Origin of the sequence: Serratia sp. Nf2 (assembly GCF_003028435.1) — a bacterium.
Lineage (GTDB): Bacteria > Pseudomonadota > Gammaproteobacteria > Enterobacterales > Enterobacteriaceae > Serratia > Serratia marcescens_L.
Genome location: NZ_PYTW01000006.1, coordinates 232,645 through 255,640 on the forward strand (window position 1 = coordinate 232,645; position 22,996 = coordinate 255,640).

At 53.6% G+C, this 22,996-nt stretch carries 21 protein-coding genes and 2 pseudogenes; 8 read left to right on the forward strand and 15 right to left on the reverse strand.

Translation table 11 applies throughout. The annotated features are described in order from the left end of the window. The first annotated feature begins 9 nt into the window (after window positions 1-9). A complete protein-coding gene (locus C9411_RS15560; RefSeq protein ID WP_204275812.1) occupies window positions 10-1,077 on the forward strand; it encodes a fimbrial protein in 1,068 nt (355 codons plus the stop codon). Window positions 1,078-1,150: 73 nt separating this feature from the next. On the opposite strand, the gene C9411_RS15565 is transcribed toward C9411_RS15560, so the two are convergent. The 5 genes from C9411_RS15565 to C9411_RS15585 form a co-directional block, all read right to left on the reverse strand. Then, window positions 1,151-1,609 (reverse strand): helix-turn-helix domain-containing protein, encoded by a 459-nt coding sequence (locus C9411_RS15565; RefSeq protein ID WP_107227424.1) that lies wholly within the window; start codon window positions 1,607-1,609, stop codon window positions 1,151-1,153. Window positions 1,610-1,815: 206 nt separating this feature from the next. Continuing rightward, window positions 1,816-3,396 (reverse strand): malate dehydrogenase (quinone), encoded by a 1,581-nt coding sequence (mqo, locus tag C9411_RS15570; RefSeq protein ID WP_063988845.1) that lies wholly within the window; start codon window positions 3,394-3,396, stop codon window positions 1,816-1,818. Between the two features lie 461 nt (window positions 3,397-3,857). Further along, window positions 3,858-5,285: an alkaline phosphatase gene (gene phoA / locus C9411_RS15575; RefSeq protein WP_063988846.1), complete on the reverse strand. Its 1,428-nt coding sequence runs from the start codon at window positions 5,283-5,285 to the stop codon at window positions 3,858-3,860. Between the two features lie 130 nt (window positions 5,286-5,415). Further along, window positions 5,416-6,123, reverse strand: a complete 708-nt coding sequence (locus C9411_RS15580) for a glutathione S-transferase N-terminal domain-containing protein (protein WP_063988847.1) — start codon at window positions 6,121-6,123, stop codon at window positions 5,416-5,418. 74 nt (window positions 6,124-6,197) lie between these two features. After that, the gene (locus tag C9411_RS15585; RefSeq protein ID WP_107227425.1) at window positions 6,198-6,881 is read right to left on the reverse strand and encodes a helix-turn-helix transcriptional regulator; all 684 of its coding nucleotides are present in this window, start codon (window positions 6,879-6,881) and stop codon (window positions 6,198-6,200) included. Window positions 6,882-7,048: 167 nt separating this feature from the next. On the opposite strand from C9411_RS15585, the pseudogene C9411_RS15590 reads away from it, so the two are divergent. Then, window positions 7,049-7,387: pseudogene (locus C9411_RS15590) on the forward strand (antibiotic biosynthesis monooxygenase); the annotation flags it as partial. A 40-nt stretch (window positions 7,388-7,427) separates the two neighbouring features. Here C9411_RS15590 and C9411_RS15595 read toward each other — a convergent pair. After that, window positions 7,428-8,159 carry an isochorismatase family protein gene (locus tag C9411_RS15595; protein WP_107227426.1) on the reverse strand — a complete coding sequence of 244 codons (732 nt, stop codon included), beginning with the start codon at window positions 8,157-8,159 and terminating at the stop codon, window positions 7,428-7,430. A 120-nt stretch (window positions 8,160-8,279) separates the two neighbouring features. On the opposite strand from C9411_RS15595, the gene C9411_RS15600 reads away from it, so the two are divergent. After that, entirely contained in the window at window positions 8,280-9,188 is a 909-nt protein-coding gene (locus C9411_RS15600; RefSeq protein ID WP_233221917.1) for a LysR family transcriptional regulator, read from the forward strand. 168 nt (window positions 9,189-9,356) lie between these two features. After that, window positions 9,357-9,854 carry an ATP-binding protein gene (locus C9411_RS15605; protein WP_063988851.1) on the forward strand — a complete coding sequence of 166 codons (498 nt, stop codon included), beginning with the start codon at window positions 9,357-9,359 and terminating at the stop codon, window positions 9,852-9,854. A 32-nt stretch (window positions 9,855-9,886) separates the two neighbouring features. On the opposite strand, the gene C9411_RS15610 is transcribed toward C9411_RS15605, so the two are convergent. The 4 genes from C9411_RS15610 to C9411_RS15625 all read right to left on the reverse strand — a co-directional run bounded on the left by C9411_RS15610 (window position 9,887) and on the right by C9411_RS15625 (window position 12,090). Then, complete coding sequence (locus tag C9411_RS15610; protein WP_107227428.1) at window positions 9,887-10,393, reverse strand: GNAT family N-acetyltransferase; 507 nt, start codon at window positions 10,391-10,393, stop codon at window positions 9,887-9,889. Window positions 10,394-10,454: 61 nt separating this feature from the next. Beyond that, on the reverse strand, window positions 10,455-10,712 hold the full coding sequence (locus C9411_RS15615; protein ID WP_004939031.1) for a YjhX family toxin: 258 nt from the start codon (window positions 10,710-10,712) through the stop codon (window positions 10,455-10,457). A 234-nt stretch (window positions 10,713-10,946) separates the two neighbouring features. Beyond that, complete coding sequence (cynS, locus tag C9411_RS15620; protein ID WP_063988853.1) at window positions 10,947-11,417, reverse strand: cyanase; 471 nt, start codon at window positions 11,415-11,417, stop codon at window positions 10,947-10,949. 19 nt (window positions 11,418-11,436) lie between these two features. Further along, window positions 11,437-12,090: a carbonic anhydrase gene (locus C9411_RS15625; protein ID WP_063988854.1), complete on the reverse strand. Its 654-nt coding sequence runs from the start codon at window positions 12,088-12,090 to the stop codon at window positions 11,437-11,439. 114 nt (window positions 12,091-12,204) lie between these two features. Here C9411_RS15625 and cynR point away from each other — a divergent pair, with 114 nt between their 5' ends. Beyond that, the gene (gene cynR, locus C9411_RS15630) at window positions 12,205-13,104 is read left to right on the forward strand and encodes a transcriptional regulator CynR (RefSeq protein ID WP_107227429.1); all 900 of its coding nucleotides are present in this window, start codon (window positions 12,205-12,207) and stop codon (window positions 13,102-13,104) included. Window positions 13,105-13,126: 22 nt separating this feature from the next. Here cynR and C9411_RS15635 read toward each other — a convergent pair whose 3' ends face one another. Next, a complete protein-coding gene (locus tag C9411_RS15635) occupies window positions 13,127-14,431 on the reverse strand; it encodes an MFS transporter (protein WP_107227430.1) in 1,305 nt (434 codons plus the stop codon). Between the two features lie 960 nt (window positions 14,432-15,391). Between C9411_RS15635 and C9411_RS15640 the strand changes: the two genes are divergently transcribed. Then, window positions 15,392-16,573, forward strand: coding sequence for a nucleoid-associated protein (locus C9411_RS15640; protein ID WP_107227431.1), 1,182 nt, complete (start codon window positions 15,392-15,394; stop codon window positions 16,571-16,573). Between the two features lie 18 nt (window positions 16,574-16,591). Beyond that, window positions 16,592-17,767, forward strand: coding sequence for a hypothetical protein (locus C9411_RS15645; protein ID WP_107227432.1), 1,176 nt, complete (start codon window positions 16,592-16,594; stop codon window positions 17,765-17,767). An 85-nt stretch (window positions 17,768-17,852) separates the two neighbouring features. On the opposite strand, the gene C9411_RS15650 is transcribed toward C9411_RS15645, so the two are convergent. The 3 genes from C9411_RS15650 to C9411_RS15665 all read right to left on the reverse strand — a co-directional run bounded on the left by C9411_RS15650 (window position 17,853) and on the right by C9411_RS15665 (window position 20,984). Then, the gene (locus C9411_RS15650; protein ID WP_107227433.1) at window positions 17,853-18,167 is read right to left on the reverse strand and encodes a hypothetical protein; all 315 of its coding nucleotides are present in this window, start codon (window positions 18,165-18,167) and stop codon (window positions 17,853-17,855) included. A 358-nt stretch (window positions 18,168-18,525) separates the two neighbouring features. Continuing rightward, entirely contained in the window at window positions 18,526-19,434 is a 909-nt protein-coding gene (locus C9411_RS25620) for a hypothetical protein (RefSeq protein WP_146158883.1), read from the reverse strand. 905 nt (window positions 19,435-20,339) lie between these two features. Further along, window positions 20,340-20,984 (reverse strand): hypothetical protein, encoded by a 645-nt coding sequence (locus C9411_RS15665; protein WP_107227435.1) that lies wholly within the window; start codon window positions 20,982-20,984, stop codon window positions 20,340-20,342. Window positions 20,985-21,165: 181 nt separating this feature from the next. Between C9411_RS15665 and C9411_RS15670 the strand changes: the two genes are divergently transcribed. Next, a complete protein-coding gene (locus tag C9411_RS15670; RefSeq protein WP_107227436.1) occupies window positions 21,166-22,758 on the forward strand; it encodes an ABC-F family ATPase in 1,593 nt (530 codons plus the stop codon). A gap of 51 nt (window positions 22,759-22,809) precedes the next feature. Here C9411_RS15670 and C9411_RS15675 read toward each other — a convergent pair. After that, window positions 22,810-22,920 (reverse strand): annotated as a pseudogene (locus C9411_RS15675) (molybdopterin-synthase adenylyltransferase MoeB); the annotation flags it as partial. Window positions 22,921-22,996: the final 76 nt, after the last annotated feature.

Genomic DNA, 22,996 nt, shown 5'->3' on the forward strand with positions numbered 1-22,996 from the left:
ACCATGAACTTGAGCAAATTAGCACGTAACACACTTCTGTCGGTGGTGGGGCTGGCGGGGTTGGCGATGGCGCAACAGGCGGCGGCGATGCAGTGCCGTTTCGGCAACTCGACGGGTTCAAAAAACCCGGTTGGCAGCGTGACGCAGGATATCGATGTCGGCCGCCCGATCGTGCTGGCCGCCAGCGACTTCGTTAAAGGCAACCTGATTTGGCGTTCGCAGAACTTTACCTCCACCTTTACCTGCTGGGATACCGACAACTACCCGCGTGGAGAGAACGCTTACATCTATTGGAACCCGCAGAACTCGTTCGGCGCATTGGATAAGTCGTTGGAGATTGGGGTATCGATCAACGGGCGTGATTATGACGCGATCAACCTGAAGCAAAGCTCCAACCGGCCGACGGGCCCTGATTTGGGGCCGGGGACCAAACCGGGTAGTAACAGAAGAAAAGCCGATCCTCAGGCGGTGACTGCCACCTATTCGGTGTATATCAAAGCCACCGGGGTGAAACCGCCTGCGGGTAACTTCCCGCCATTGGCGCGCGCTTCGCTGTTCCAGATCGATGGTGAGTTGGGGCTGAACGCCACCAAAGACAGCAACTTTAACGCCTACATCAAGGGACTGGACAAGATCCGCGTGATCCAGTGCAACCCGCAGATCACCGTGTTGGCCAACAACGGCGCCAGCGTCGATTTCGGCGTGCTAACCAGCTCCAGCGCCAAAACCGGCACCATCGCCAAGCAGGTGCCGTTCGATATCAAGGCTACCTTGAGCGGCGGCGAATGTGCCGGCCAATCTCTGCAGGCCAGTTTCAGCAGCACCAACGCCGATCCGTCAGACAACACGCAGATCCTGCCAACCACTCAACCGGGCGTGGCGATCTTCCTGACGCAGCAGCGCGACACCAGTAAAAAACCGATCCCACTGCAAACCAACGTGGATTTCGGCGGCGTGCTGCAGGATAAGCAGAACGAAGTGAAAGAGACCTTTATTGCGAACCTGAAGTGGTTGACCAATACGCCGAAGACCGGGGTGTTCAATGCCACCGCTAACGTCGACGTCACCTTCAAATAATCCGGCGTCGCTTCAATAAAAAAGGGTTCAGTTCGCGAGAACTGAACCCTTTTTACGTGTTATGCCGCGTTTATCAACGCAGCCCCATCCAGGTGGTGCAAACGCCTTCCGGCGGTTTGCCGGCGTACCAGCGGGGCAGCGTGGGGGCATCGTGGCGTGGCTCGGCCTCCAGCTCTACCGGCTGCGCCGGCCATTCCGCGACGTCCCAGCGAGTGGTGCGGCGATAGACCGCCGGGGTTTTGCCGAACTGTTTCTTGAAGGCGCGTGAGAACGAAGGCTGAGAATCGAAATGGTATTGCAGGGCGATATCCAGGATCGGGCGCGGGGTGGAGCGCAGCGCCTGCGCCGCCTGCGACAGGCGCCGCTCGCGGATATAGCTGCCGAGCGCGTGGCCAGTGGTGCTGCGGAACATGCGCTGCAGGTGCCATTTGGAGTAGCCCGACTTGGCGGCGACGTTATCCAGCAGCAGCGGCTGGTCCAGATGAGTTTCAATCCAGTCTAGTAAATCGTGAATGATATTGACGCGATCCATGGTTTTAGTTCTCCCGCAAAAACGACATTCAGGTCACAGTGACTTAGCTTAATTATCCAAGAATATGCTTTGATAATAGGCGTGAGTGCGCCGTTACGCAAGGGTAAACCGGGGGTAAAAAGGTGACCAAAAATGCTCTTTGAATCGCAGGGGGATAAAAGAAAGGCCGCATAAAGCGGCCTTTCCAGCAGGAAACGAGTGGAAAATCAGTTGGTTTCCGGTTTCACTTCAATGTAGTTCAGACCCAGGACGCTGCTGGTGTAGCCGCGGATCTTGTTGGTCATCTCGATATCGCCGTTCAGCTTGTGGCCGTAGGACGGGATGATCTCTTTCAGCTTGCTCTGCCATTCCGGCGTCGCCACTTTGTCTTTGAACACGGTTTCCATCAGGTGCAGCATGATTGGCGCAGCGGTGGAAGCGCCCGGTGACGCGCCCAGCAGAGCGGCGATGCTGCCGTCTTCAGAGCTGACGACTTCGGTACCGAACTGCAGCACGCCGCCTTTATCCGCGTCTTTCTTGATGATCTGCACGCGCTGGCCTGCGGTCCACAGCTTCCAGTCTTCCTGCTTGGCGTCCGGGAAGTACTCTTTCAGCGCGGCGAAGCGATCGTCGTCGTTCATCATCAGCTGGCCGACCAGGTATTTCACCAGATCGAAGTTATCCAGACCAACGTGGGTCATCGGCATCAGGTTCGAGGTGCTCAGCGAGTGCAGCAGATCGAACAGTGAACCGTTCTTCAGGAACTTGCTGGAGAAGGTGGCGAACGGCCCGAACAGCAGCACGCGCTTGCCGTCCAGCATACGGGTATCCAGGTGCGGCACGGACATCGGCGGCGAACCTACGCTGGCCAGGCCATACACTTTGGCCAGGTGCTGGTTGGCGATCGCCGGGTTGGTGGTGACCAGGAACTGGCCGCCGACCGGGAAGCCGCCGTAGCCGTCGGCTTCTGGGATGCCGGATTTCTGCAGCAGGGTCAGGGACGCGCCGCCGGCGCCGATGAACACGAACTTGGCGTTAACGGTGGTTTCTTTACCGTCGCGGTTCAGATCGGCAACGGTCACGCTCCAGGTCTGGTCGGCGTTGCGCTTGATGTCGCGTACTTCGTGGCTCAGGTTCAGCTTGAACTTGTCGCTGGCGCTCAGCGCGTCAACCAGCTGGTGGGTGATCACGCCGAAGTTAACGTCGGTACCCAGCGGCATGCGGGTCGCGGCGATTTTCTGCGCCGGATCGCGGCCGTTCATCACCAGCGGCGCCCACTGTTTGATTTGCGCAGGATCTTCGGAGTATTCCATGCCGCGGAACAGGGTGCTGTGCTGCAGCGCCGCGTAGCGTTTACGCAGGAAGTTGACGTTATCGTCACCCCACACGAAGCTCATGTGCGGCACGCTGTTAATGAAGGATTTCGGATCTTTCAGGACAGCGTTCTTCACCTGATAAGACCAGAACTGGCGGGAGATTTCGAAAGACTCGTTGACCTTCACCGCCTTGCTGATATCGATGGTGCCATCGGCTTTTTCCGGCGTGTAGTTCATTTCGCTGAAGGCGGAGTGGCCGGTACCGGCGTTGTTCCAGCCGTTGGAGCTCTCTTCCGCCACGCCGTTCATGCGCTCGTACATGTCGATGGTCCAGGTCGGCTCCAGCTCATGCAGATAGGTACCCAAGGTGGCGCTCATGATGCCGCCGCCGATCAACACCACGTCGACGGTTTTATTCTTCTCTTCAGCCGCTGCCTGCTGCGTAACGCTAAACAGGCTGAGGCTGAAAATCAGGACGAGTAATTTTCTCATTGAATTAAATCTCTTGTGTGTAAATTCTACTCATTGCAGGTGAAAGAATTTAGCGGGAGTTACCCTGGAAAATAGTGAAGCCGACCGCCCGGCGTGAGCCGATAGGCAGCGATAATGCCTTTTTGTTAATAGGGTTTTTAACGAAAAGTGAACTATTGCAGGCCGTCCGGATGCAAATTGATCGGTTCACGTTACTGGCGGGGTATTATTGTTTGCGAGAATGTTAAAAACTACTTTTGTAACTAAAAAAAATGAATATAAGCAAAAATAGGTCGGTTGCTGTCGCAGGAATAAACAGAGAGGGGGGAAGGGCCGTATAACCGCGTTATTTTCAGGGGCTAATTGCCGCGCAATTAAACGTTATTTCGTTATCACACAATAATTGCGGTTAAATTGCAAATATACATCGGTAACCAATAATAAATGGCCGCCGCTACGGGCGGCCATGATTCACAAGGTGGTTACTTGATGCCCATCGCATCGCGCATGGTGAAGAACAGATCGGTCTGATCGGTCAACCCCACCACGTTGGCGGCGTGCGGGCCATAGGCCGCGACGCGCAGCTGGGTGCCGGTGTGCCCCTGCGACTCTTCTTCCGAGTTGCCGTAGCTGAGGGTCATCGGCGCGCCGTCTTTGGTGGTCAGTGTCTGGGTCAGGCCTGGCGCTTTGGCGTCGGCAGCGACGATCTGGCTGGCGTGCGCGTGGTCGGCGGTGACGATCACCAGCGTGTTGCCGTCGGCGCGGGCGAAGGCCAGCGCTTTTTGCACCGCTTCGTCCAGATCGACGGTTTCACCAATCTGCCCGCACGGGTTGGCGGCGTGATCCTGCTTATCGATCGACGCGCCCTCTACCTGCAGGAAGAAGCCGTTTGGGTTGTCTTTCAGCAGCGCGATCGCTTTTTCGGTCATCGCCGCCAGCGTTGGCGTGGCCGCGGTGCGCGCCGGGTTGTCTTCGCAGGTTACCGCCGGCTTGTCGAGGTTGCCGTGATAGCTGGCTTTCGGCCCCAGCCAGCGCACCGGCATGTTGCCGTCGGCGAACAGGCCCAGCAGCGGCTTTTGCTGATTGGCCAGGGTAACGGCCTGCAGCTCATCCGCGTTGCTCACCCACTGATAACCCTGCGCTGCTGCCTGATCCTTCAGCGATTTTCCTTGCCATTCGCCGCTTTTCGCCAGCTGATTGAAGGACTTCGCGCCGCCGCCCAGCGTGACGTCGGCGCGAGTTTTCAGCAGTTGCTCGGTGATGGAGCCGCGGCCGCCGTTTTCCAGCGCGTTAGCGGCGCATTTCTCGCTGGTTTCCTGCGGGCCGTAGCATTTGCGCGAGGTGACGTGCGACACCAGCGCCGCCGGCGTGGCGTCCTGCAGTTCGGCGGTGGAGACGTTGCCGGTGGCCTTGCCGGCCGCCTTGGCGATCTCCAGCAGCGTTGGTTGGTCTTTGCCGTTTACGTCGACGCCGAGCGCGCCGTTATAGGTTTTCACCCCGGTGGCCCAGGCGGTGGCGGAGGCGGCGGAGTCGGTCACGTAATCCGGCTTGTGGGTTTTCTTGTCCAGCGAGTAGTGGGTGTATTGCCCGGTCAGCGGCAGGGCGTCGATGCCCTTGAAGTAACCGCCGGCACCTTCGGCGTAGTTACGCGCGGCGGTGATCTCGGAATCCCCCATGCCGTCGCCGATCAGCAGGATCACGTTTTTCACCGTTTTGTCCGACAGCGACGCCTTCAGCGCGGCGGTCTGATCGCCGGCCAGGCGACGGGCGCCGCCCGGCTCGGTGAGGGTGCCGCGCGCGGCGCGCTCGGTCAGGCCATCGGCATTGGCTGAGGTTTCCGTCGCGGTGGCGGAGGAACAGAGCAGGGCGGACAGCACGGCGCCGGCGATCAGGGATACAGCAGGTTGCATGGGGTAAGCTCCTTGTCGTAATACAACAATGTAAATAACATCAAATTGTTACGAAAGGAGAGTAGAGCAGAGGGATGACAATTTTATGACAGCGAAAGACGGGATGGCCCGGCGGCCACCCCGTTTGGCGTCAGGCCGCGCGCGCCGGGATAGCCAGCCCACGCTGTACCGCCGGCCGCGCCAGACCGCGCTCCAGCCACTGCGCGACGCGCGGGAAACTGTCGAACGCCACCAGCTCGCGCGCCTCATAAAAGCCGATCAGGTTACGCACCCAGCCCAGCAGCGAGATATCGGCGATGGTGTAGTCCGCGCCCATGATCCAATCGCGGCCCTCCAGGCGCGTTTCCAGCACGCCGAGCAGGCGTTTCGATTCGTTTGTGTAGCGCTCCAGCGGCCGTTTGTCTTCATACTCGCGCCCGGCGAATTTGTGGAAGAAACCGAGCTGGCCAAACATCGGGCCGACGGCGGCCATCTGGAAGAACACCCACTGAATGGTTTCGTAACGCTGCGCCGGATCCTGCGGAAGGAAACGGCCGCTCTTTTCCGCCAGGTAGAGCAGAATGGCGCCGGATTCGAACAGCGGCAGCGGCCGGCCGCCGGGGCCATCGGGATCGATGATCGCCGGGATCTTGCCGTTCGGGTTCAGCGCCAGAAATTCCGGCGTCCAGGTTTCGTTGTTGCCGATGTCGATCAGGTGCGCTTCATAAGGCAGGCCGATCTCTTCCAGCATGATGGACACTTTGACACCGTTCGGCGTCGGCAGAGAGTAGAGCTGCAGCCGTTCCGGGTGCTGAGCCGGCCAGCGTTTGACGATCGGGAATTGGGTGGAATCGAGCATGGAAACTCCTCGGGTTGGCGGGGTCGCTTAAGCGTACCCCTTGAGTATTGCAGTAAAACTACCCCGCCGCCGGGTTACACCGTGAGCTCAAAATGTGCGGCCAGCGCTTTTTTACCGGCGGGGGTCAGCTGCAGCTCGCGGCTGTCGAGCCGGCGGACGATCCAGCCGCGTTGAATAAAAGCGGCCAACAGCGCGGCGCCCAGTGCGCCACCGAGGTGAGAGCGGCGTTCGCTCCAGTCCAGGCAGCCGCAGGCGAAGCGGCGGCGGGTGGGGGCGGGGGAGCAATCGACGCCCAGCCGCGCCAGCGCGGCCTGACCGGCGTCGCTTAACCGGTAGTCTTCCTCACCGGTCAGCCAGTTCAGCGCACGTAGCCGATCGTGCAGCTTCACCGCCACCTCGCCCGCCATGTGGTCGTAGCAGGTGCGGGCATATTGCAGCGTGGTGGGCGTGCTGCTTTTCACCGACGGGCGCGGTACGCCCGCCAGCGCCATCAGGCCTTCCAGCGCGTCGGCCACCGGCTGGCCGGCCAGCCTGAAATAGCGGTAGCGCCCCTGTTTGACGCAGGCGAGCAGCCGCTGCTCCAGCAGTTTCGCCAGATGCGCGCTGGCGGTGGACGGGGCGACCTCGACCGCCGCGCTGAGCTCGGTGGCGGTGTAGGCGCGCCCATCCATCAACAGGCACAGCATGCGCGCCCGGGTGCGGTCGGCGATGGCGGCGCTCAGCGCCGCTAAACGATCTTCTATGTCGATGTCATGCATACTTCGAGGTTAGACGAAGTATGACTGCGCGTCCATTGCTAGCCTGTGGTTGTCGCACTCTGGGCCAGTGCGTCTGTGTTCGCTGGATATTGATGAGCGGGCGTTGGAATGGGTGCGGTGGCTACAATGTGCGCGTACCTGAATGTTACCGTTGAGAGGAAACGATAATGATCGCCGTGATTTTTGAACTGCAGGCCGCCGATGGGCAGCGTGATACCTATCTGACGCTGGCGGCGGAGCTGAAGCCGCTGTTGGCGCAGATCGACGGATTCATTTCCATCGAGCGTTTTCAAAGCCTGGCCGATCCTGCGCGCCTGCTGTCGCTCTCCTTCTGGCGCGACGAGGCGGCGGTGCAGCAGTGGCGCAATCTCGAGCAGCACCGGGCGGCGCAGGCGCGCGGCCGTGGCGAGGTGCTGGCGCAGTACCGGCTGCGGGTGGCGGAGGTGGTGCGGGATTACGGGTTGGAGAGTCGCGATCAGGCGCCACAGGATAGCCGTTGTTATCACCACACCCGAAAAAAGCCCGCCGGCGGCGGGCTTTCGTCTGTTATTTCGCTTCGCTGCCCACTTTCATTGCTCCGGCGTAGCTGGCACCCATTCCCCAGGCGGCGCCGTGGTCGCGGGCGATCTGCAATACGCCCCCCGCCGTGGCCTTGCGGCTCCAGTCCTGCTGCCATTCCAGCATTAATGCCACCCAGTTGATAGGGGTGGCGCCCGCCTGTATCAGACGCTGCATGGCGTTGTTTTGGCTGTCTGGCGTAATGTCGCCGGTGACGTCCGACAGGATATAAACCTCATAACCCTCGCCCAGGGCGGACAGCGCCGGCAGCATCACGCAGCTGGCGGTCCACAGCCCGCCGATGATGATTTTCTTGCGGCCGGATTGTTTGATCAGATCCACCACGCGCCGATCCTGCCAGACGTTGATGGCGGTGCGATCGTACACCTGCAGATCCGGGCGTGCCTGCGTCACCTGCTGGAATACCGGCCCGGCGAAACTTTTGGCGTTAGCCGAGGCCAGAATGGTCGGCACGTTGAACACCTTGGCGGCCTTGGCGATACCGGCGGCGTTATTCACCAGATTGGTTTGATCGATAGAGGAAATGGTCATGCCGAACATGTCCTGCAGATCGACCAGCAGCAGCAGACTGTTGTCGGCGGTCAGCGGTTGCACATAACCCGCCTGGCGGCTGTCGGCGGCGGGGGATTGCGCCAGCGCGGCGACGGGGGCGGTGGCGGCGGTCAGGCCGAGCATCAGGGCGAACAGGGTCTTTTTCATTATTAACTCCATTTTTATCAGTACATTAAATTCACTTCACACTCAGGGAAGCGGTTGAATAAAGTCTACTGTTGTTTATTTGGTTAATAATCTATGGTTTACTGAATTAATAATTAACTTATGGGACATAATGTGGACGTGCTACTGACGATGCGCGCCTTTCGCCGCGTGGTTGAGCGCAACAGTTTCTATAAGGCGGCGGAGGATCTGGCGATCACGCCGGCGGCGTTGAGCAAGCAGATTAAGCAGTTAGAGAACCGGTTGGGGACGCTGTTGCTGGTGCGCACCACTCGCAGCATGAGCCTGACCGAAGCCGGGCAGCTCTATTACCAGGAAGCCTGCCGATTGCTCGGCGAGTTCGACGCGCTGGAGCAGACGGTTGCCGCCAGCGCGCAGCAGGTCTCCGGCACGCTGCGGGTCAATGCGCCGCTTTCGTTCGGCCTGACGGTGCTGTCGCCGCTGCTGCCGCCGTTTATGCAACGTTACCCGCAGCTGCAGGTGGAACTGACGCTGGACGACAGGGTATTGGACGTGGTGGCGGCCGGTTTCGATATTTCCCTGCGCATTCGCCGACGGCTGCCGGATTCTTCCCTCAGCGCCCGGGCGCTGGGTGAAGTGCACCAGCGAATTTGCGCCGCGCCCGGCTATTTGGCACAGCACGGTGTGCCGCAAACGCCGAATGACTTGCAGCGGCACAGCTGTCTGGCCTATTCCCTGGCGGAAAGGCCGGGGCAGTGGCAGTTCACCGCCGGCGAGGAGAGCCTGAGCGTGGCGTTCACTCCCCGGTTGATCGCCAACAACAGCCTGATGCTGCGGGATATGCTGGTGGCGGGACTGGGCATCGGTTCGCTGCCGTCGTTCGTGGCGGATCCCGAAATCGCCGCCGGCAGGCTGGTGCGGTTGTTCCCTGAACAGATTGCCGAAGCGCATCAGGTCTTCGCGGTTTACCCGACGCGCCGGCATGTGCAGCAGAAAGTGAGTTTATTCACCGAGTTTGTGCGAGAACAGGGATTGATGACGGCGAATTGACAACGGCGCACGGTTGTCATATTCATTAGTTATGAAAAAATCCTATCGCCCATTCGCGCAAATTATTATCACCCTTCTCCAAAGGGTGGGATAGCGCGTGTGTCGCCAATAAAAACCCGCCGGCAGGCGGGTTTTTTTATCCCCTTCCGGCAACGACCGGAGAACGCCATGAAAACCTACCCTGCAGTTTTACACCTGATGTGCGGCAAGGCCGGCGCAGGCAAATCGACGCTGGCGCAGCGTTTGGCGCAGCAACCGCAAACGCTGTTGCTGGTCGAAGATGCGTGGCTGGCGACGCTGTATGAACAGGAGATGGCCAGCCTGCAAGACTATGCGCGCTGTTCCGACCGGTTGCGGCGGGCGTTGGGCGGGCACCTCGTTCAGCTGCTGCGCGGCGGCTGGTCCGTGGCGCTCGATTTCCCGATGAATACGCCGGACAGGCGGCGCTGGGCCAAAGCATTGGCGGAGGAGGCCGGTGTTGCACACTGCCTGCACTTTCTCGACGTCAGCCATGCGCAGTGCCTGAGCCGGATAACGCTGAGAAACGCGCGCGGCGAGCATCCGTTTACACTGAGCGAAACGGAGTTTGAGCGCCTGGCACAGTACTTTGTTCCCCCGGCGGAAGAGGAAGGGATGACCGTCTTGCGTTATGGCGAACAGGACTGAAAACCGGCGCCATGACGGCGCCGGCAACAGGGTTAGGCTTCGGCGTTAAACGCGTTGTGGAAGGCGACTTCTGCACACGGCAGCGCGCCCTGGAAGGTGATGGCGCGGAAGTAGTCTTGCGGCACGCCCGGCAGGGTCAGCGCCGTTTGCGCCAGGAAGCCGAAACGGCCGTAATAGTTCGGATCGCCCAGCACCACGCAGCCTGCGGCGTGCCGTTCTTGCAGTTCGGCCAATAGCTGGCGGATCAGCCGGCTGCCGATCCCCCGGCTCTGACAGGCCGGCAGCACCGACACCGGCGCCAGCCCGTACCAACCGGCGCCGCCGTTGCTGAGCACGACCGGTGAGACGGACGCATGCCCGATCGGTGTGCCATTGTGCTCAGCGACCAGCGACAGGGTGAGAGCGCCTGCCGCACGCAGCGCGTTGACGATAAACTGCTCGGTGTGGCTGCTGTGTTCGGCATGCAGGAACGCGGCGGCGGTCAGGGTGGCGATGGCGCCGACGTCGGCCGGCGTTTCGTGGCGTAAAGTGATGTTCATGGTTGTCTCCTGATCAACAAGGCTGAGTCGACCGGGCTGCCTGCCCGGCCGGTATCGATGATTAACGGTTATCCAGCTGCGCACGCACGGCCTTGAGCCCGGCGAAGGTGACGCGATAAGGGCGCCCCTGGCGAGAGAGGATCAGGCGTTTGGTTTTGAGCTTGGTGAAGACGGCCAGCGAGCAGTCGGCCAGGCCGAGCCCTTCGCGGGTGTAGCATTCGACGTGGGTGACGCGACCGGCGTCGTTGCGGGTGAAGGCGATATAGCCGCCTTTGGCCAACACGTGCAGCACGCGTTGTTCCGCTTTGGAAATGTTCATGTTGGGAGATCCTGTAATAACCCCAGATACGCGCATCCCCGCGCAAACGCGCGTCGGATACGTCAGAGTCCCTCGCCATACGGCAAGGAAGCGACTATCGGGTGGTTACAATCTCCAACATACAGGCCTCGGGCAGTGAAAAACGCCAGGGCGGCGTTTCAGCGCAGATAATGTAGCCAATGGCCGGTTGGCTGTCAATTTGCCGGCGGCGGCGGGCCGCCGGCGAAAGGCCAATTAGAAAGGCTTGGTCGGCAGGTATTTGCCGTCCAGGGTGATCACCGCACGTTCGCCGCCGTCCGGATCGGCGACCTTTTTGATATCCAGCTTGAAGTTGATGGCGCTGATGATGCCGTCGCCGAACTGCTCGTGCACCAGCGCTTTCAGCGTGGAACCGTAAACCTGCAGCATTTCATAGAAGCGATAAATGGTCGGATCGGTCGGCACGCCGCCGGGAATGCTGCCGCGCAGCGGGATGGTTTGCAGCAGCAGCACCGCCTCTTCGTCCAGCCCCAGCTTGGCCGCGACCGTGCGCGCCGCCGGTTCCGGCAGCGCATGCTGCCCCAGCAGCGCGGCGGTGACGAACGCCAGGCTGAGACCCGTGCCCTCGGCCAGCGCGTCGAAAGTCAGGTTATGGCGGATCTTGGCGGCCATGATGGTGTCGGTGAGCGCTGAGCGCGGGGCGGCATTGTGCAGAGAGTGTGTCATGTTAGCTCCTTTTGTTGGCTTAAAAGCGGGCGATCGCCGGGGTGGCGGTCACGTCGGGATGGGTGGTGAGCGGCACGAAGCGGCGGGTTTCGCCGTCCAGCGCCTCGATAGCGCCGCTGGCGATGTCATAGACCCAGCCGTGCAGCGTCAGGCGGCCCTGATCCAGCGCCAGGGCGACGGAAGGGTGCGTTTTGATGTTGTTGAGCTGGGCGACGACGTTTTCGCGCACCATCGACGCGACCCGGGCCTCATCGGAGGCGTGCGGATAAGCCTGATTGACCGCCTTCGCGGAATCGGCGTAACGCAGCCAGCCGGCGACCGTCGGCAGGTGCTCCAGACACTGGCAGGTGGCGATGGCGGTCATCGCGCCGCAGTCGGAATGGCCGCAGATCACGATATCCTCCACGCCCAGCGCGGCGACGGCGTACTCGACCGAGGCGGTAACCCCGCCGGGTTCGGGGCCGAAAGAAGGCACGATGTTACCGGCGTTGCGGATCACGAACAGATCGCCCGGCTCGCGCTGGGTGACCAGCTCTGGCACCAGGCGGCTGTCGGAACATGAGATAAACAGGGTGCGCGGGTTTTGGCGGGTCGCCAACTGCTGAAACAGCGCCGTGCGTTCAACAAAGGCTTCGCGCTGGAATTTCAGGAAGCCTTCAATCACCTCTTTCATCCGTTTCTCCATTGGGTGTCGTTATGCGATGGCGGCATGATGAACGCTTCTGGCTATAGGGTCTAAGACCCATTTATAATGCCAGCTATAGGTTTTACTAATAGTTGGGGCGCCATGCTGCTGCGACACATCCGTTATTTTCTGGCCGTTGCTGAACAGGGCAACTTCACCCGCGCCGCCGAAGTGCTGCACGTCTCGCAACCGACGCTGTCTCAACAGATCAAGCAGCTGGAAGACACACTGGGGGCGCCGCTGTTCGATCGCAGCGGTAGAGCCGTGCGCCTGACCGACGCCGGTGAGGCGTGGATGCGCTATGCGCGGCTGGCGCTGCAGGATCTGGACGCCGGCGCGCGGGCGATCCATGACGTGGCGACGCTGGCGCGCGGCCATTTGCGGCTGGCGATGACGCCGACCTTCACCGCCTATCTGGTGGGGCCGGCGATCGATGCGTTCTACCGCCGCTATCCGGGGATTACCCTGAGCATTGAGGAGATGGCGCAAGAGCGAATCGAGGCGCTGCTGGCGCAGGATCGGCTGGACCTGGGCATTGCCTTCGAGATGGCGCAGTCGGCGGAGGTGGAAGCGGCGGCGTTATTCAGCGAGACGCTGGAGCTGATGGTCGGCGCCGACCATCCCCTGGCGGCGCATCGCCGGCCGCTGACGCTGGCGGAGTGGCAACATCTGCCGCTGGCCTTGCTGAGCGGCGACTTCGCCACGCGCCAGTTTATCGATCGCTACTGCACGCAGCTGGGATTTCGGCCGCAGGTGGCGGTGGAGGCCAACGCGCTGGGCGCCATCGTCGAGATCGTGCGGCGTGGGCAGCTCGCCACGCTGCTGCCGGCCGCCATTGCGCGCGAGAACCGGCAGTTGAAAAAAGTGGCATTGGCCAACGCTATGCCGGTGCGGCAGGCGGTATGGCTGCAGCGCAAAGGCGCTTACCGCAGCGCCGCCGCGCAGGCGTTTATTGCCGTCTTGCAGGAACAGAGTGTTACGCCAACGCCGGGCAGCCAATAGCCACGTGGCCCGGCAGCATGCGCTATTCTTTATGACGCTCCCGGAACAGCAGAGTGGCTATCAGGCTGACGGTCAGCATGCCGGTCACGTACCACGCCGGCGCCAGCGGGTTGCCGCTGGTCTCCAGCAGCCAGGTGACGATCAGCTGCGCCGATCCGCCAAACAGCGTCACGCCGAAAGCGTAAATCATCGAGGTGCCGGTGGCGCGCACGTGGCGCGGCAGCGCCGAGACGATCAGCATGGTGCTCGCCAGCATGTTGATGCCTAGCGCGCCGATCAGCAGGATGCGGAAAATAATCGCCAGCCACAGGGTTTGCGTGGCGCTGAGGAACCAGAAGGTCGGGTAAATCAGGATCAGTGCCGCAAAGATCGAGAACAGCAGCGGCCTTTTGTAATTCTGGATCCGATCGACATAGCGCCCGGCGTAATAGACTGCCACAATTTGCACCACGGAGGCGATGCAGCTGAACAGATAGGCGGTCGGGCCGGCGATGTGGTAGGTCTGCATCATGTAGGTCGGCATGTAAAGCAGCACAACATAAACCATCACGGTGCCGGACATGATGACCAGCACACCCAGCAACAGGTCTTTAGCATGGTTGCTCACCAGATCCCATACCGGATTCAACGGTATCCGCGCACGATCCGGCTGTTCGCCGCTGTAGGTCTCTTCAAGGTGCTTACGGATATAGACGCCGACCGGAATGATCAGCAGGCCGATGATGAACGGCACGCGCCAGCCCCAGGCATAAAGCGCCTCTTCCGGCAGAAAATAGGTGAGCGCCAGCCCGCAAGAGGCGCCGAGCAGGGCGCTGACGCCCTGGCTGATCGCCTGCCAGCTGACGAAAAAGCCTCGCTGATTGGCGCCGGCCGACTCCAGCAGCAGCGTAGTCGCTGAGCCCACTTCACCGCCGGCAGCGAAGCCCTGAATCAGGCGGCCGACTACGATCAGCACCGGCGCCAGAACGCCGATTTGCGCATGGGTCGGCGCGAAGGCGATCAGGGCAGTGCCGACGCCCATCAGCACGATGGTCATCAGCATGGCGGCCTTGCGGCCGACCCGATCGGCATAGGCGCCCAGCACCATGCTGCCCAGCGGGCGCATGATAAAGCCGACGCCGAACACCGCCACCGACATCAACAATGAACCGTAGGCGCTGTCGCTGGGGAAATAGAGTTTGCCGATGATGGCGGCAAAGAAGCTGTACACGGTGAAGTCGAAAATCTCCAGGCCGTTGCCCAGGCTGGCGCCGACAATGACTTTGTAATTTACCGCGCCTTTCTCTGCCGTTTGGCTTTTGGGCAAGGTTTTTTCAGCAGTGTTCATCGTTATCTCTCGCGATAGGTGGACGGTGTGTTGTTATTATTTTCTGGCCACAGACGGCGTTATCCGGTGCGGCGATAACCGAGACCCGAAACGCCAACAAAATGGCAACGTCACGTTTACATATACTTGTATGTACAATGCTATGCAATATGAGGACGATTAATGGGATAATGGTGGTTTGATTTTTTTAACTTTTTGTATTTATATATTTTTTTGGAAGTTATGCCGTGTAGTGGTGAGGTGGTACAGTACCGATTTAGTGAGCTGTCGCGCATTAATCATTGAAAAAATCCTGGCATTTAAGAGGAGGGTCACAAAATGTCGCGTATAGCAGAATATGTGGCGATAGTCGGCAAGAAATAGAATTAAATAGAGGTGCGTTGACTGTATCAATGATTTTCAAGAGGTATTCAGGTGCGATTTATTCTTACCTGGTGCGGTATCTGGCGAGAATGAAATTCATTTTTTATTTTAATTAATACCGCTAATTAATATTTTTGGTGAATTTGTTCCAGTTATTGTACGGCTTGCTGCGTGAAGCCTTCCTGTGACTTTCATCGGCGTTATTAAATGCAGGTATGACTCATCCGTCGGAAACGCTCAAAATGTCACCAAAACCTCCCGCGATCTCTGAACCTCGTTGTGGCATAATGCGTGCCAAATCACATTCACTATGTATAAAGAGCGAGCACTGTGTTAAGCGCTAATAACATCACAGTGTTGTTTTATATTTAAAATTAATTCCGTATAAATTATTCAATTTGAATTTATTTTTTTTCAGTCAAAAGTCACTTGTAAATCTTTTAATTACACGATACTGTGTTTATGTACAGTGTTTTGGTTGTGGCGCAGCAATTTCACTGTTTAAAAGAACAGTGCAAAATCCTTTTGATTGCCATTAATATAGTTAATACATATCGTAATTAGTTGTTAGTGTTAATTATATTGAAAGGAAGCATTATGTTAAACGAACAAGACACAACCGCCTGTCCTGAGTGTGGTGATACAGAATATATAAAAAATCAATTATGTAACTCTTGTGGCTATGAGTCAGCACTAATTACAACCCCATTGAGGTATAGCCCCCAATTTGCTTTAACAGCGGAGCTGATTAAGAAAGAAGGAGCTGTACTATTCGACCATGATATGGGGGCTCTTTGGCATTTAGGTAAAGGTGATGTACAGCTTTTTTTGAAAAGGATAGAAAGCAAATTTAGACGGAAGGGTAAACTACACGGTTTTATAAAAAAAGATACTCTCCCATTGTCAACGCCTGATGCTTTCACTAGATATATTAATGATAATTTTGGTTTCGAAGATTTCGTTAGCGCAATAATGAAAAAAATGAAACTAGAGGCTAATGCAGAAAAATCGACATTAGTTGGTGGTGCTTTGATTTTTATACATTACAAAACTGACGATGATATGGCTGGGCTAGGGCGTTTGCTGGTTTTGATGGTAGATAAGAAAGGTGTCTTTGAGTTCGATGATAACTTAGTGCCTGAACAGCTAACATCTATTGATATCGACTCATTAAGACAAGCAGCCATGATTGATCTAACATTATTTGAGGCTAGTTATCCTGAAAACAATGGGGAATCTTATGTTGGGTTTATTTCCGGGAAGTCGAAAAGCGAATTTTTCAAAAGAGCTTTGGGATGTGATCCTAAAATAGATAATCAAAGAAGTATCTCAGAGGTTTTTAGAGCACTGGAAGACTTCATTGAAACTTTAAATCTGTCCATGTCGGAGGAAGATGCCGTTGATCAAAAAATTCAAGAGTTTGTTCATAAAAAATCTAAAGACATGCACGATAAAAAAATAACAATCCAAGATATACAAGAGCAAATTGATCGAATTCTTCCTAATGACCACAAAGGGAAAGGGAAATTCAAAGATTTTGTTAATCTAAATGAGTATAAAGTTGATGAGGTTTTCGAACCAACAGTGCATTCAGTAAAGAAAGCTGTTTCTATAGATTTGAAAGATGAGAATGGGAATTACTCGTGTAAAATTTCTAGAAATGTGCTAGGCGGAAAAAATGATGGAAAACCAGTTACGTTTGATAAGCAAGCTCGTCGTTTAATTATCGAACTCTCGGACCAAGAAGTAGATAACTTAGATGCTTTTGTTAAGGAGTAACAAAGTTGAGAGGTTGTTATGGATAAGGAGTTAAGTTTTAAATTCATAATAGAGATTCTTTCTCAATCAGATGTGGATATCGATGGTCATATTGTGACCATAGAGCTGACTGGAGAAAATGCAACTAAAATAAATGAAATAAAAAATGCACTTACTGCAATAGGTTTTATAAGTGTGCTAAAATCTCCGAGGGTTGGCACCAATAAAATTGGTTTTTCACTGCAGGCAAATGCTTGGCTAGATGGTAAATGTCCGTTTTATCAGTCTATAGACGATCTCTGGCGTGATGTGAGAAATAATAGCTCATTACCAGAAATCTATTATCTTCTCAATGGTAATGACTTTCCATCAGATGAGAAGAAAATTGTTTGTATCGAAAGCTATTTAGAATGGAAGAATGTAGTTGCAAAAATATCAAATTATCATGTAGACAAGGATTGTGTTATTTTCGTACCTAATGACTCTGGAGGGAAAGAGTTATTCATAAACATGTCCTGCTCGTTAAAGGATATCTTAGGACAAGAAGGTTGCGATACTAATCTTAAAAATGCATTAGAGTTCATCAAAGTATTATCTATAGATGATGCCCAATCTCCAGAAAGAGTCTCTATAATGAGAGCTGCTTTACTGGATATTTTGGGAGATGATGATAATAAAAATATCACATCCTTGATTAATAGAAGTGCTAAGTTCTATAAAAGATATAATGAGTTGTTGGATCTTTATACAAAAAGATTCTCTGTCAATAAAATATTAAATGAATTAGATCAAAAAAATCTTGAGTACACATCGAAAATAAATGAATTTGTTTCATCAAGCCAAAACAAAGCATTCACTATCCCTGGTGCTTTAATTGCTATTGGTGGCTTAGCTAAAGCTAGTGGGTTTTTAGATTCGGCTTTAATTTTTATTGGCTTGCTAATGGTTTATTTTATCACGAAGATGTCCAATGATGTCCATTTTGAATCTTACATTTCGTTAAAGAAAAATCTAATGGATGCATTCTCTCGATATGCTAAGTTTGATGAAGATGTTGAGGTGAAATATGCTGCGGATAAATTGTCTTCAGAACTTTATTGCAAGATAGATAATGCTAAGCGACGGCTGGAAAGTATTAATTCTATGGCAAAGAGTATGTTGTGGATTGCATTAGTATACTTGGCTATTAAGTGGATTTTCACCGCTAGTTCTTAATTTTTTTTGGAGAGGCGTTTTTATACTGAGTTTTATTCATGATTATAAAAAAATAACTGGCAGTGGTAACTGCCAGTTATTATTGTTATAAATTGACCTCTACATCAATCCAGTCAATGCAAGATTGAGTTCTGCTATGATTGCCGGCTGTATGCCAAGTACCATCTCTAACACTAATGTTACTCAATCCATCTATTGGCAGGCATCTCCAATTGGATGGAGAACCAGGGACAATCCTGCCACTGCTACTATGTCCTCCAAATTGATAGAATAATGCTTGCTCCCTGCCATTTTTAGTACCAATTGCATGTGGGCAAAGTTCACGAATGTGTCCTTGATAAGTAGCAACAATTTGTTTTTGGTTTTCAATTGCATCTTTAATGATTTCATATGTGGACATATAGCATCCTTTGTATTAAAAAGTTACATGTGTAGTAGAAGAATAAAATTATAACTCTGATTTTATTTCTTACAGTGATACGCTTGGCAAATTTTCATTATTAATACGATGCATGGATATATTATTCTAAATGATATTTAAAAATCAATATCTGAGCTGGTTTTGTGGAATATCTTCAATAATATAAAGTTGATAATATTTTTAGAGTCTCACATGTAATTACTTAATGCTGCCTTTATGGAAGGGGTTAATAGATTGTGAAAATTAGCCAGATAATAAATAAAGTTAAATTTATTTTTACTGCTATGTGTTTTCAGAACTCACTATAAAAATTAAAATGAGCTCTGAAACGTAGTGTTTAACGCAATCTTTTTTCTGAAACGTCTGGAGGCATTACTGCTGATAGTAATACTGGAATAGACTCTAGCATTATTTTTCCATCCTTGACTTTCCGTTTTACATACTCGGGATATTTTTCAGGCAGATACACGTCTTCAAACCACCCTCTAAATTCTGAAAGCGCACTGTGAGGGTATGCATTTATTTCCGGGTCTAACTGTCTATAAGATTCAGGGAAGTTATGTCTTATTTTTATTTGTTCCCCATATTTTTCCGAAAGGGAATTTGCTCTCCAATAACGACCCCAATGGCTTCCTAAACTTCCATCTGGCATAATGGAATCATCGACAATAATATTATTTCTTATTAATGAGGCTATTATCGATGTTGCCTCATCAAACATCGTGAAGTACCCTCGCGGGGTCTCATTTAAAAGAATCCGCTCTTGAAATAATGACCAGCTCTTTGATATGGCGTCTGTTTCTTTATAGCTCAGACGCTCATATATATATTTGCGCAAACCAAATTTTGCTGCTTTTCGATAGTTTATTATGGCTTCATCTTTTTTAACCTGTGCAAAATGAGCATAATAGTCGGTTATGGCCATAACAATTTGCTCAGGAACTGCGTGTATAGTCCCTGTTATTGAATTGTTACTACTTAATTGTACATATAAACTATCTGGAGCTTGTTCCGTTTCCGTCCATTCTTTTATTAGCTCTTCTAATTGCCTTCCCCTTTGACGCCCTTGAGCTTCTCCTTTTTCCCAGTCTTGTGCTAATTGAATTATTGAGCTCGGAGCCATACCGCAAAATCTAGCTAGCCCTTGGAGAGATAGGAATGTTTCTCCATTTGGGAGAATGCCCATGCTAATGTTATCTACTTCTTTTATTGCTATAGGCGTAATGGAAAGTGATTGCTGCTTCATAAAGTATTCCTCAAATTAATTTTATTTTCCACTAGTGTGATTTTAAAAGGAATTAAAAAATATTTTATTGTTATGGACAAACCGATAGCAAGTAAATTTATCACTTCTAAGGTGAGATTCCTAACTCGACACTCAATCCCACTTATATAATTGAGATCTAGTTCACACTTATCAACGAACTATTCCTATGACCAGACATGCTCATTGCGTAACTCTCTAATATATTGGTCAAATTTGATCTGAAGTTCATTTTTCATCTAACAAGCATCATGTTTTGTTGCTTATCAGACCGTGGATTATGCTATTAGTCAAAAGTATTTATTATTGACAGTGTTATTAATTTGTTTGGTTAGTTTTTCGGGATGGACTTTGCCATTTAACTGGTATTCCCTGCATAAGTTTTGGCATGCTCTTCACAAGTCCCCTGGCGAGTATTACAACCAAAGTGAGTGGGGCCAGAAGCAACCCATTCGAACTATCTTCTTTCTATAACAATGGGATAGATAGGTTTTAATGGCTTTCCGCCACTTTCGTAGCTTTGGCTCATCTAATTATCTGGGGTAGATACGTCGCAAAGATAGTAGTCTGCGTGCAGAATGTAGCTGAGTTAATTACAGCTCATCGGCAAGAGAGTCAGTAATTAGCATTGAAAGCAATATGATAACTGTCTTTATTTAATTTAAATTACACTGTTCACTCAGGACTTTCATCGTACACTTTTTTAACCGCAAACCTGAAAATGAAATACCCTAAGAAAACTCCAGCTATGGAGGTCGCAACCCACAGATACTTAAAATTGTCGTCGGAGTAAAATACGAACCAGGCAATGGCCAATAGCGAGAGGACTACCACTCCACACCCTATGCCCTGAATAATTCTGGATAAAGCCGCTAGCATAAAGTTCTTCATACGTTAACCTTTGCAAAAAAGTACTGACAAATTTGGCTGAATTTCTTTCGATCTCTTTCCCAAACTGAGACGGCATCCTCGAATGGTCGGACTTTGTTTTCTAACAGAAAGTACAGCAGATCGAGGTTTCCCAGGCGTCTGAGTTGATCATACATCCGTGGGTTTCTTGCCCTCAAGTCGCGTGATGTATAGACAGAGCGCGATATGCTTGCCCCAGCGGTAAGAATGGAGCCAACGGCAACACCCGAGACAAGCCGTGGGATTATTTGTTTAGAGAATATATATCCCATGTTTGCGGTGGCTAACTGATTAAATGCGAATTTGCCGATGAGTTTTCCTGATGTTCTTATGGTCATGTCCTTAACATCTTCAAAATTGACTTTGCTGGCGAAATTTTCGATGAAGATATGAGCCACTTTTTCGATGCTCGCTTTATTGGCCATGCCTGACTTGATGAGTCTGATAAATCGCTCTTTATCTTGCGAGTTTAACCATCTGTTTTCAGTATCAATATAGTCGTAGCCCAGGTAGTAGAAATCTACCGGTACACTGATAAAGCCTTGTGCAAACCCGCGTACTAAATTGCTGTCAATGTTTACGGCATCCGCCATGTCGTTGGCTATCTGCTTTGCGCTTTTCATAGAAATCCTTTTCAATATGAACCGCCGAATCTAGCAGACTTTTTGTACGCAAGCCAATGTCCACCGGCAAACGGTGTGAACCCACCGCTCAAAATGTCACCAAAACTTCCCGCGATCTCTGAACCTCGTTGTGGCATAATGCGCGCCAAATCACATTCCCTATGTATAAAGAGCGAGCGCTGTGTTAAGCACCAACAACATCACCATGCAGTTCGGCAGCAAGCCGTTGTTTGAAAACATCTCTGTTAAATTTGGCGGCGGCAACCGTTACGGCCTGATCGGCGCCAACGGCTGCGGCAAATCCACCTTTATGAAAATCCTCGGCGGCGATTTGGCACCGACCGGCGGCAACGTGTTCCTTGATCCGAACGAGCGCCTGGGTAAACTGCGTCAGGATCAGTTCGCCTTCGAACAATACAGCGTGCTGGACACCGTGATCATGGGCCACACCGAACTGTGGGCGGTGAAGGAAGAGCGCGACCGCATCTACGCCATGGCGGAGATGAGCGAAGAAGACGGCTATAAAGTGGCCGATCTGGAAGTCGCCTACGGCGAGATGGACGGTTACACCGCCGAAGCGCGCGCCGGCGAACTGCTGCTTGGCGTCGGCATTCCGGTGGAACAGCACTACGGCCCGATGAGCGAAATCGCGCCGGGCTTCAAGCTGCGGGTGTTGCTGGCGCAGGCGCTGTTCTCCGATCCGGAGATCCTGCTGCTCGACGAACCGACCAACAACCTGGACATCGATACCATTCGTTGGCTGGAGCAGGTGCTGAACGAGCGTAACAGCACCATGATCATCATCTCGCATGACCGTCACTTCCTGAACATGGTCTGCACCCACATGGCGGATCTGGACTACGGCGAGCTGCGTGTCTATCCGGGCAACTACGACGAATACATGACCGCCGCCACCCAGGCGCGTGAGCGTCTGATGGCGGACAACGCCAAGAAGAAAGCGCAGATCAGTGAGCTGCAATCGTTCGTCAGCCGCTTCAGCGCCAACGCCTCCAAGTCCAAGCAGGCCACCTCGCGCGCTCGCCAGATCGACAAGATCCAGTTGGAAGAGGTGAAAGCCTCCAGCCGCCAGAACCCGTTCATCCGTTTCGAGCAGGACAAGAAGCTGTTCCGTAACGCGTTGGAAGTGGAAGCGCTCACCAAGGGCTTCGACGAAGGCCCGCTGTTCAACAAGCTGAACCTGATGGTGGAAGTGGGCGAGAAGGTTGCAGTGCTGGGCGCCAACGGCATCGGTAAAACTACCCTGCTGAAAACGCTGGTGGGCGATGCGCAGCCGGACAGCGGCACCGTGAAGTGGTCGGAAAATGCCCGTATCGGTTATTACGCGCAGGATCACGAATACGAGTTCGACGACACCCTCAGCGTATTCGATTGGATGAGCCAGTGGAAGCAGGAAAAAGACGACGAGCAGGCGGTGCGCAGCGTGCTGGGCCGTTTGCTGTTCAGCCAGGACGACATCAAGAAGCGCGTGAAGGTACTGTCCGGTGGTGAGAAGGGCCGCATGCTGTTCGGCAAGCTGATGATGCAGCGCCCGAATATTCTGGTGATGGACGAACCGACCAACCACCTGGATATGGAATCCATCGAATCGCTGAACATGGCGCTGGAGATGTACGAAGGCACGCTGATCTTCGTCTCTCACGACCGTGAGTTCGTCAGCTCGCTGGCAACCCGGATTCTGGAAATCACCCCGAACAAGGTGATCGACTTTACCGGCAACTACGAAGACTATCTGCGCAGCCAGGGCATCGTGTAACCCTCGTGGCAACGCATCAGGGCGGGAATTATCCCGCCCTTTTTTTATCCGTCATTCCCCGCCGCACACTTCGCAGTGCGGATCCTTTGGCAGTTTCATCTCCCGGAACTGCATGCTCATCGCATCGAACATCAAAAGCTTGCCGCGCAGCGGCTGACTGTACATTTTTCATAGTAAGCTAAGTGCCTCGGCCCCCTTGGCGTTATACAAAGGATTTACGTAAGGCAATATTTTACAA

Coding starts and splice junctions, on each gene's coding strand:
- C9411_RS15665 (WP_107227435.1), bottom strand. CDS start 20,984: ATGAAAAGCGCAAAGCAGATAGCCAACGACATGGCGGATGCCGTAAAC.
- C9411_RS15580 (WP_063988847.1), bottom strand. CDS start 6,123: ATGCTCGATTCCACCCAATTCCCGATCGTCAAACGCTGGCCGGCTCAG.
- C9411_RS15650 (WP_107227433.1), bottom strand. CDS start 18,167: ATGTCCACATATGAAATCATTAAAGATGCAATTGAAAACCAAAAACAA.
- C9411_RS15635 (WP_107227430.1), bottom strand. CDS start 14,431: ATGAACACTGCTGAAAAAACCTTGCCCAAAAGCCAAACGGCAGAGAAA.
- C9411_RS15585 (WP_107227425.1), bottom strand. CDS start 6,881: ATGCATGACATCGACATAGAAGATCGTTTAGCGGCGCTGAGCGCCGCC.
- C9411_RS25620 (WP_146158883.1), bottom strand. CDS start 19,434: ATGAAGCAGCAATCACTTTCCATTACGCCTATAGCAATAAAAGAAGTA.
- C9411_RS15605 (WP_063988851.1), top strand. CDS start 9,357: ATGAAAACCTACCCTGCAGTTTTACACCTGATGTGCGGCAAGGCCGGC.
- cynR (WP_107227429.1), top strand. CDS start 12,205: ATGCTGCTGCGACACATCCGTTATTTTCTGGCCGTTGCTGAACAGGGC.
- C9411_RS15645 (WP_107227432.1), top strand. CDS start 16,592: ATGGATAAGGAGTTAAGTTTTAAATTCATAATAGAGATTCTTTCTCAA.
- C9411_RS15565 (WP_107227424.1), bottom strand. CDS start 1,609: ATGGATCGCGTCAATATCATTCACGATTTACTAGACTGGATTGAAACT.
- C9411_RS15625 (WP_063988854.1), bottom strand. CDS start 12,090: ATGAAAGAGGTGATTGAAGGCTTCCTGAAATTCCAGCGCGAAGCCTTT.
- cynS (WP_063988853.1), bottom strand. CDS start 11,417: ATGACACACTCTCTGCACAATGCCGCCCCGCGCTCAGCGCTCACCGAC.
- C9411_RS15610 (WP_107227428.1), bottom strand. CDS start 10,393: ATGAACATCACTTTACGCCACGAAACGCCGGCCGACGTCGGCGCCATC.
- C9411_RS15615 (WP_004939031.1), bottom strand. CDS start 10,712: ATGAACATTTCCAAAGCGGAACAACGCGTGCTGCACGTGTTGGCCAAA.
- phoA (WP_063988846.1), bottom strand. CDS start 5,285: ATGCAACCTGCTGTATCCCTGATCGCCGGCGCCGTGCTGTCCGCCCTG.
- C9411_RS15595 (WP_107227426.1), bottom strand. CDS start 8,159: ATGAAAAAGACCCTGTTCGCCCTGATGCTCGGCCTGACCGCCGCCACC.
- C9411_RS15600 (WP_233221917.1), top strand. CDS start 8,280: ATGGGACATAATGTGGACGTGCTACTGACGATGCGCGCCTTTCGCCGC.
- mqo (WP_063988845.1), bottom strand. CDS start 3,396: ATGAGAAAATTACTCGTCCTGATTTTCAGCCTCAGCCTGTTTAGCGTT.
- C9411_RS15640 (WP_107227431.1), top strand. CDS start 15,392: ATGTTAAACGAACAAGACACAACCGCCTGTCCTGAGTGTGGTGATACA.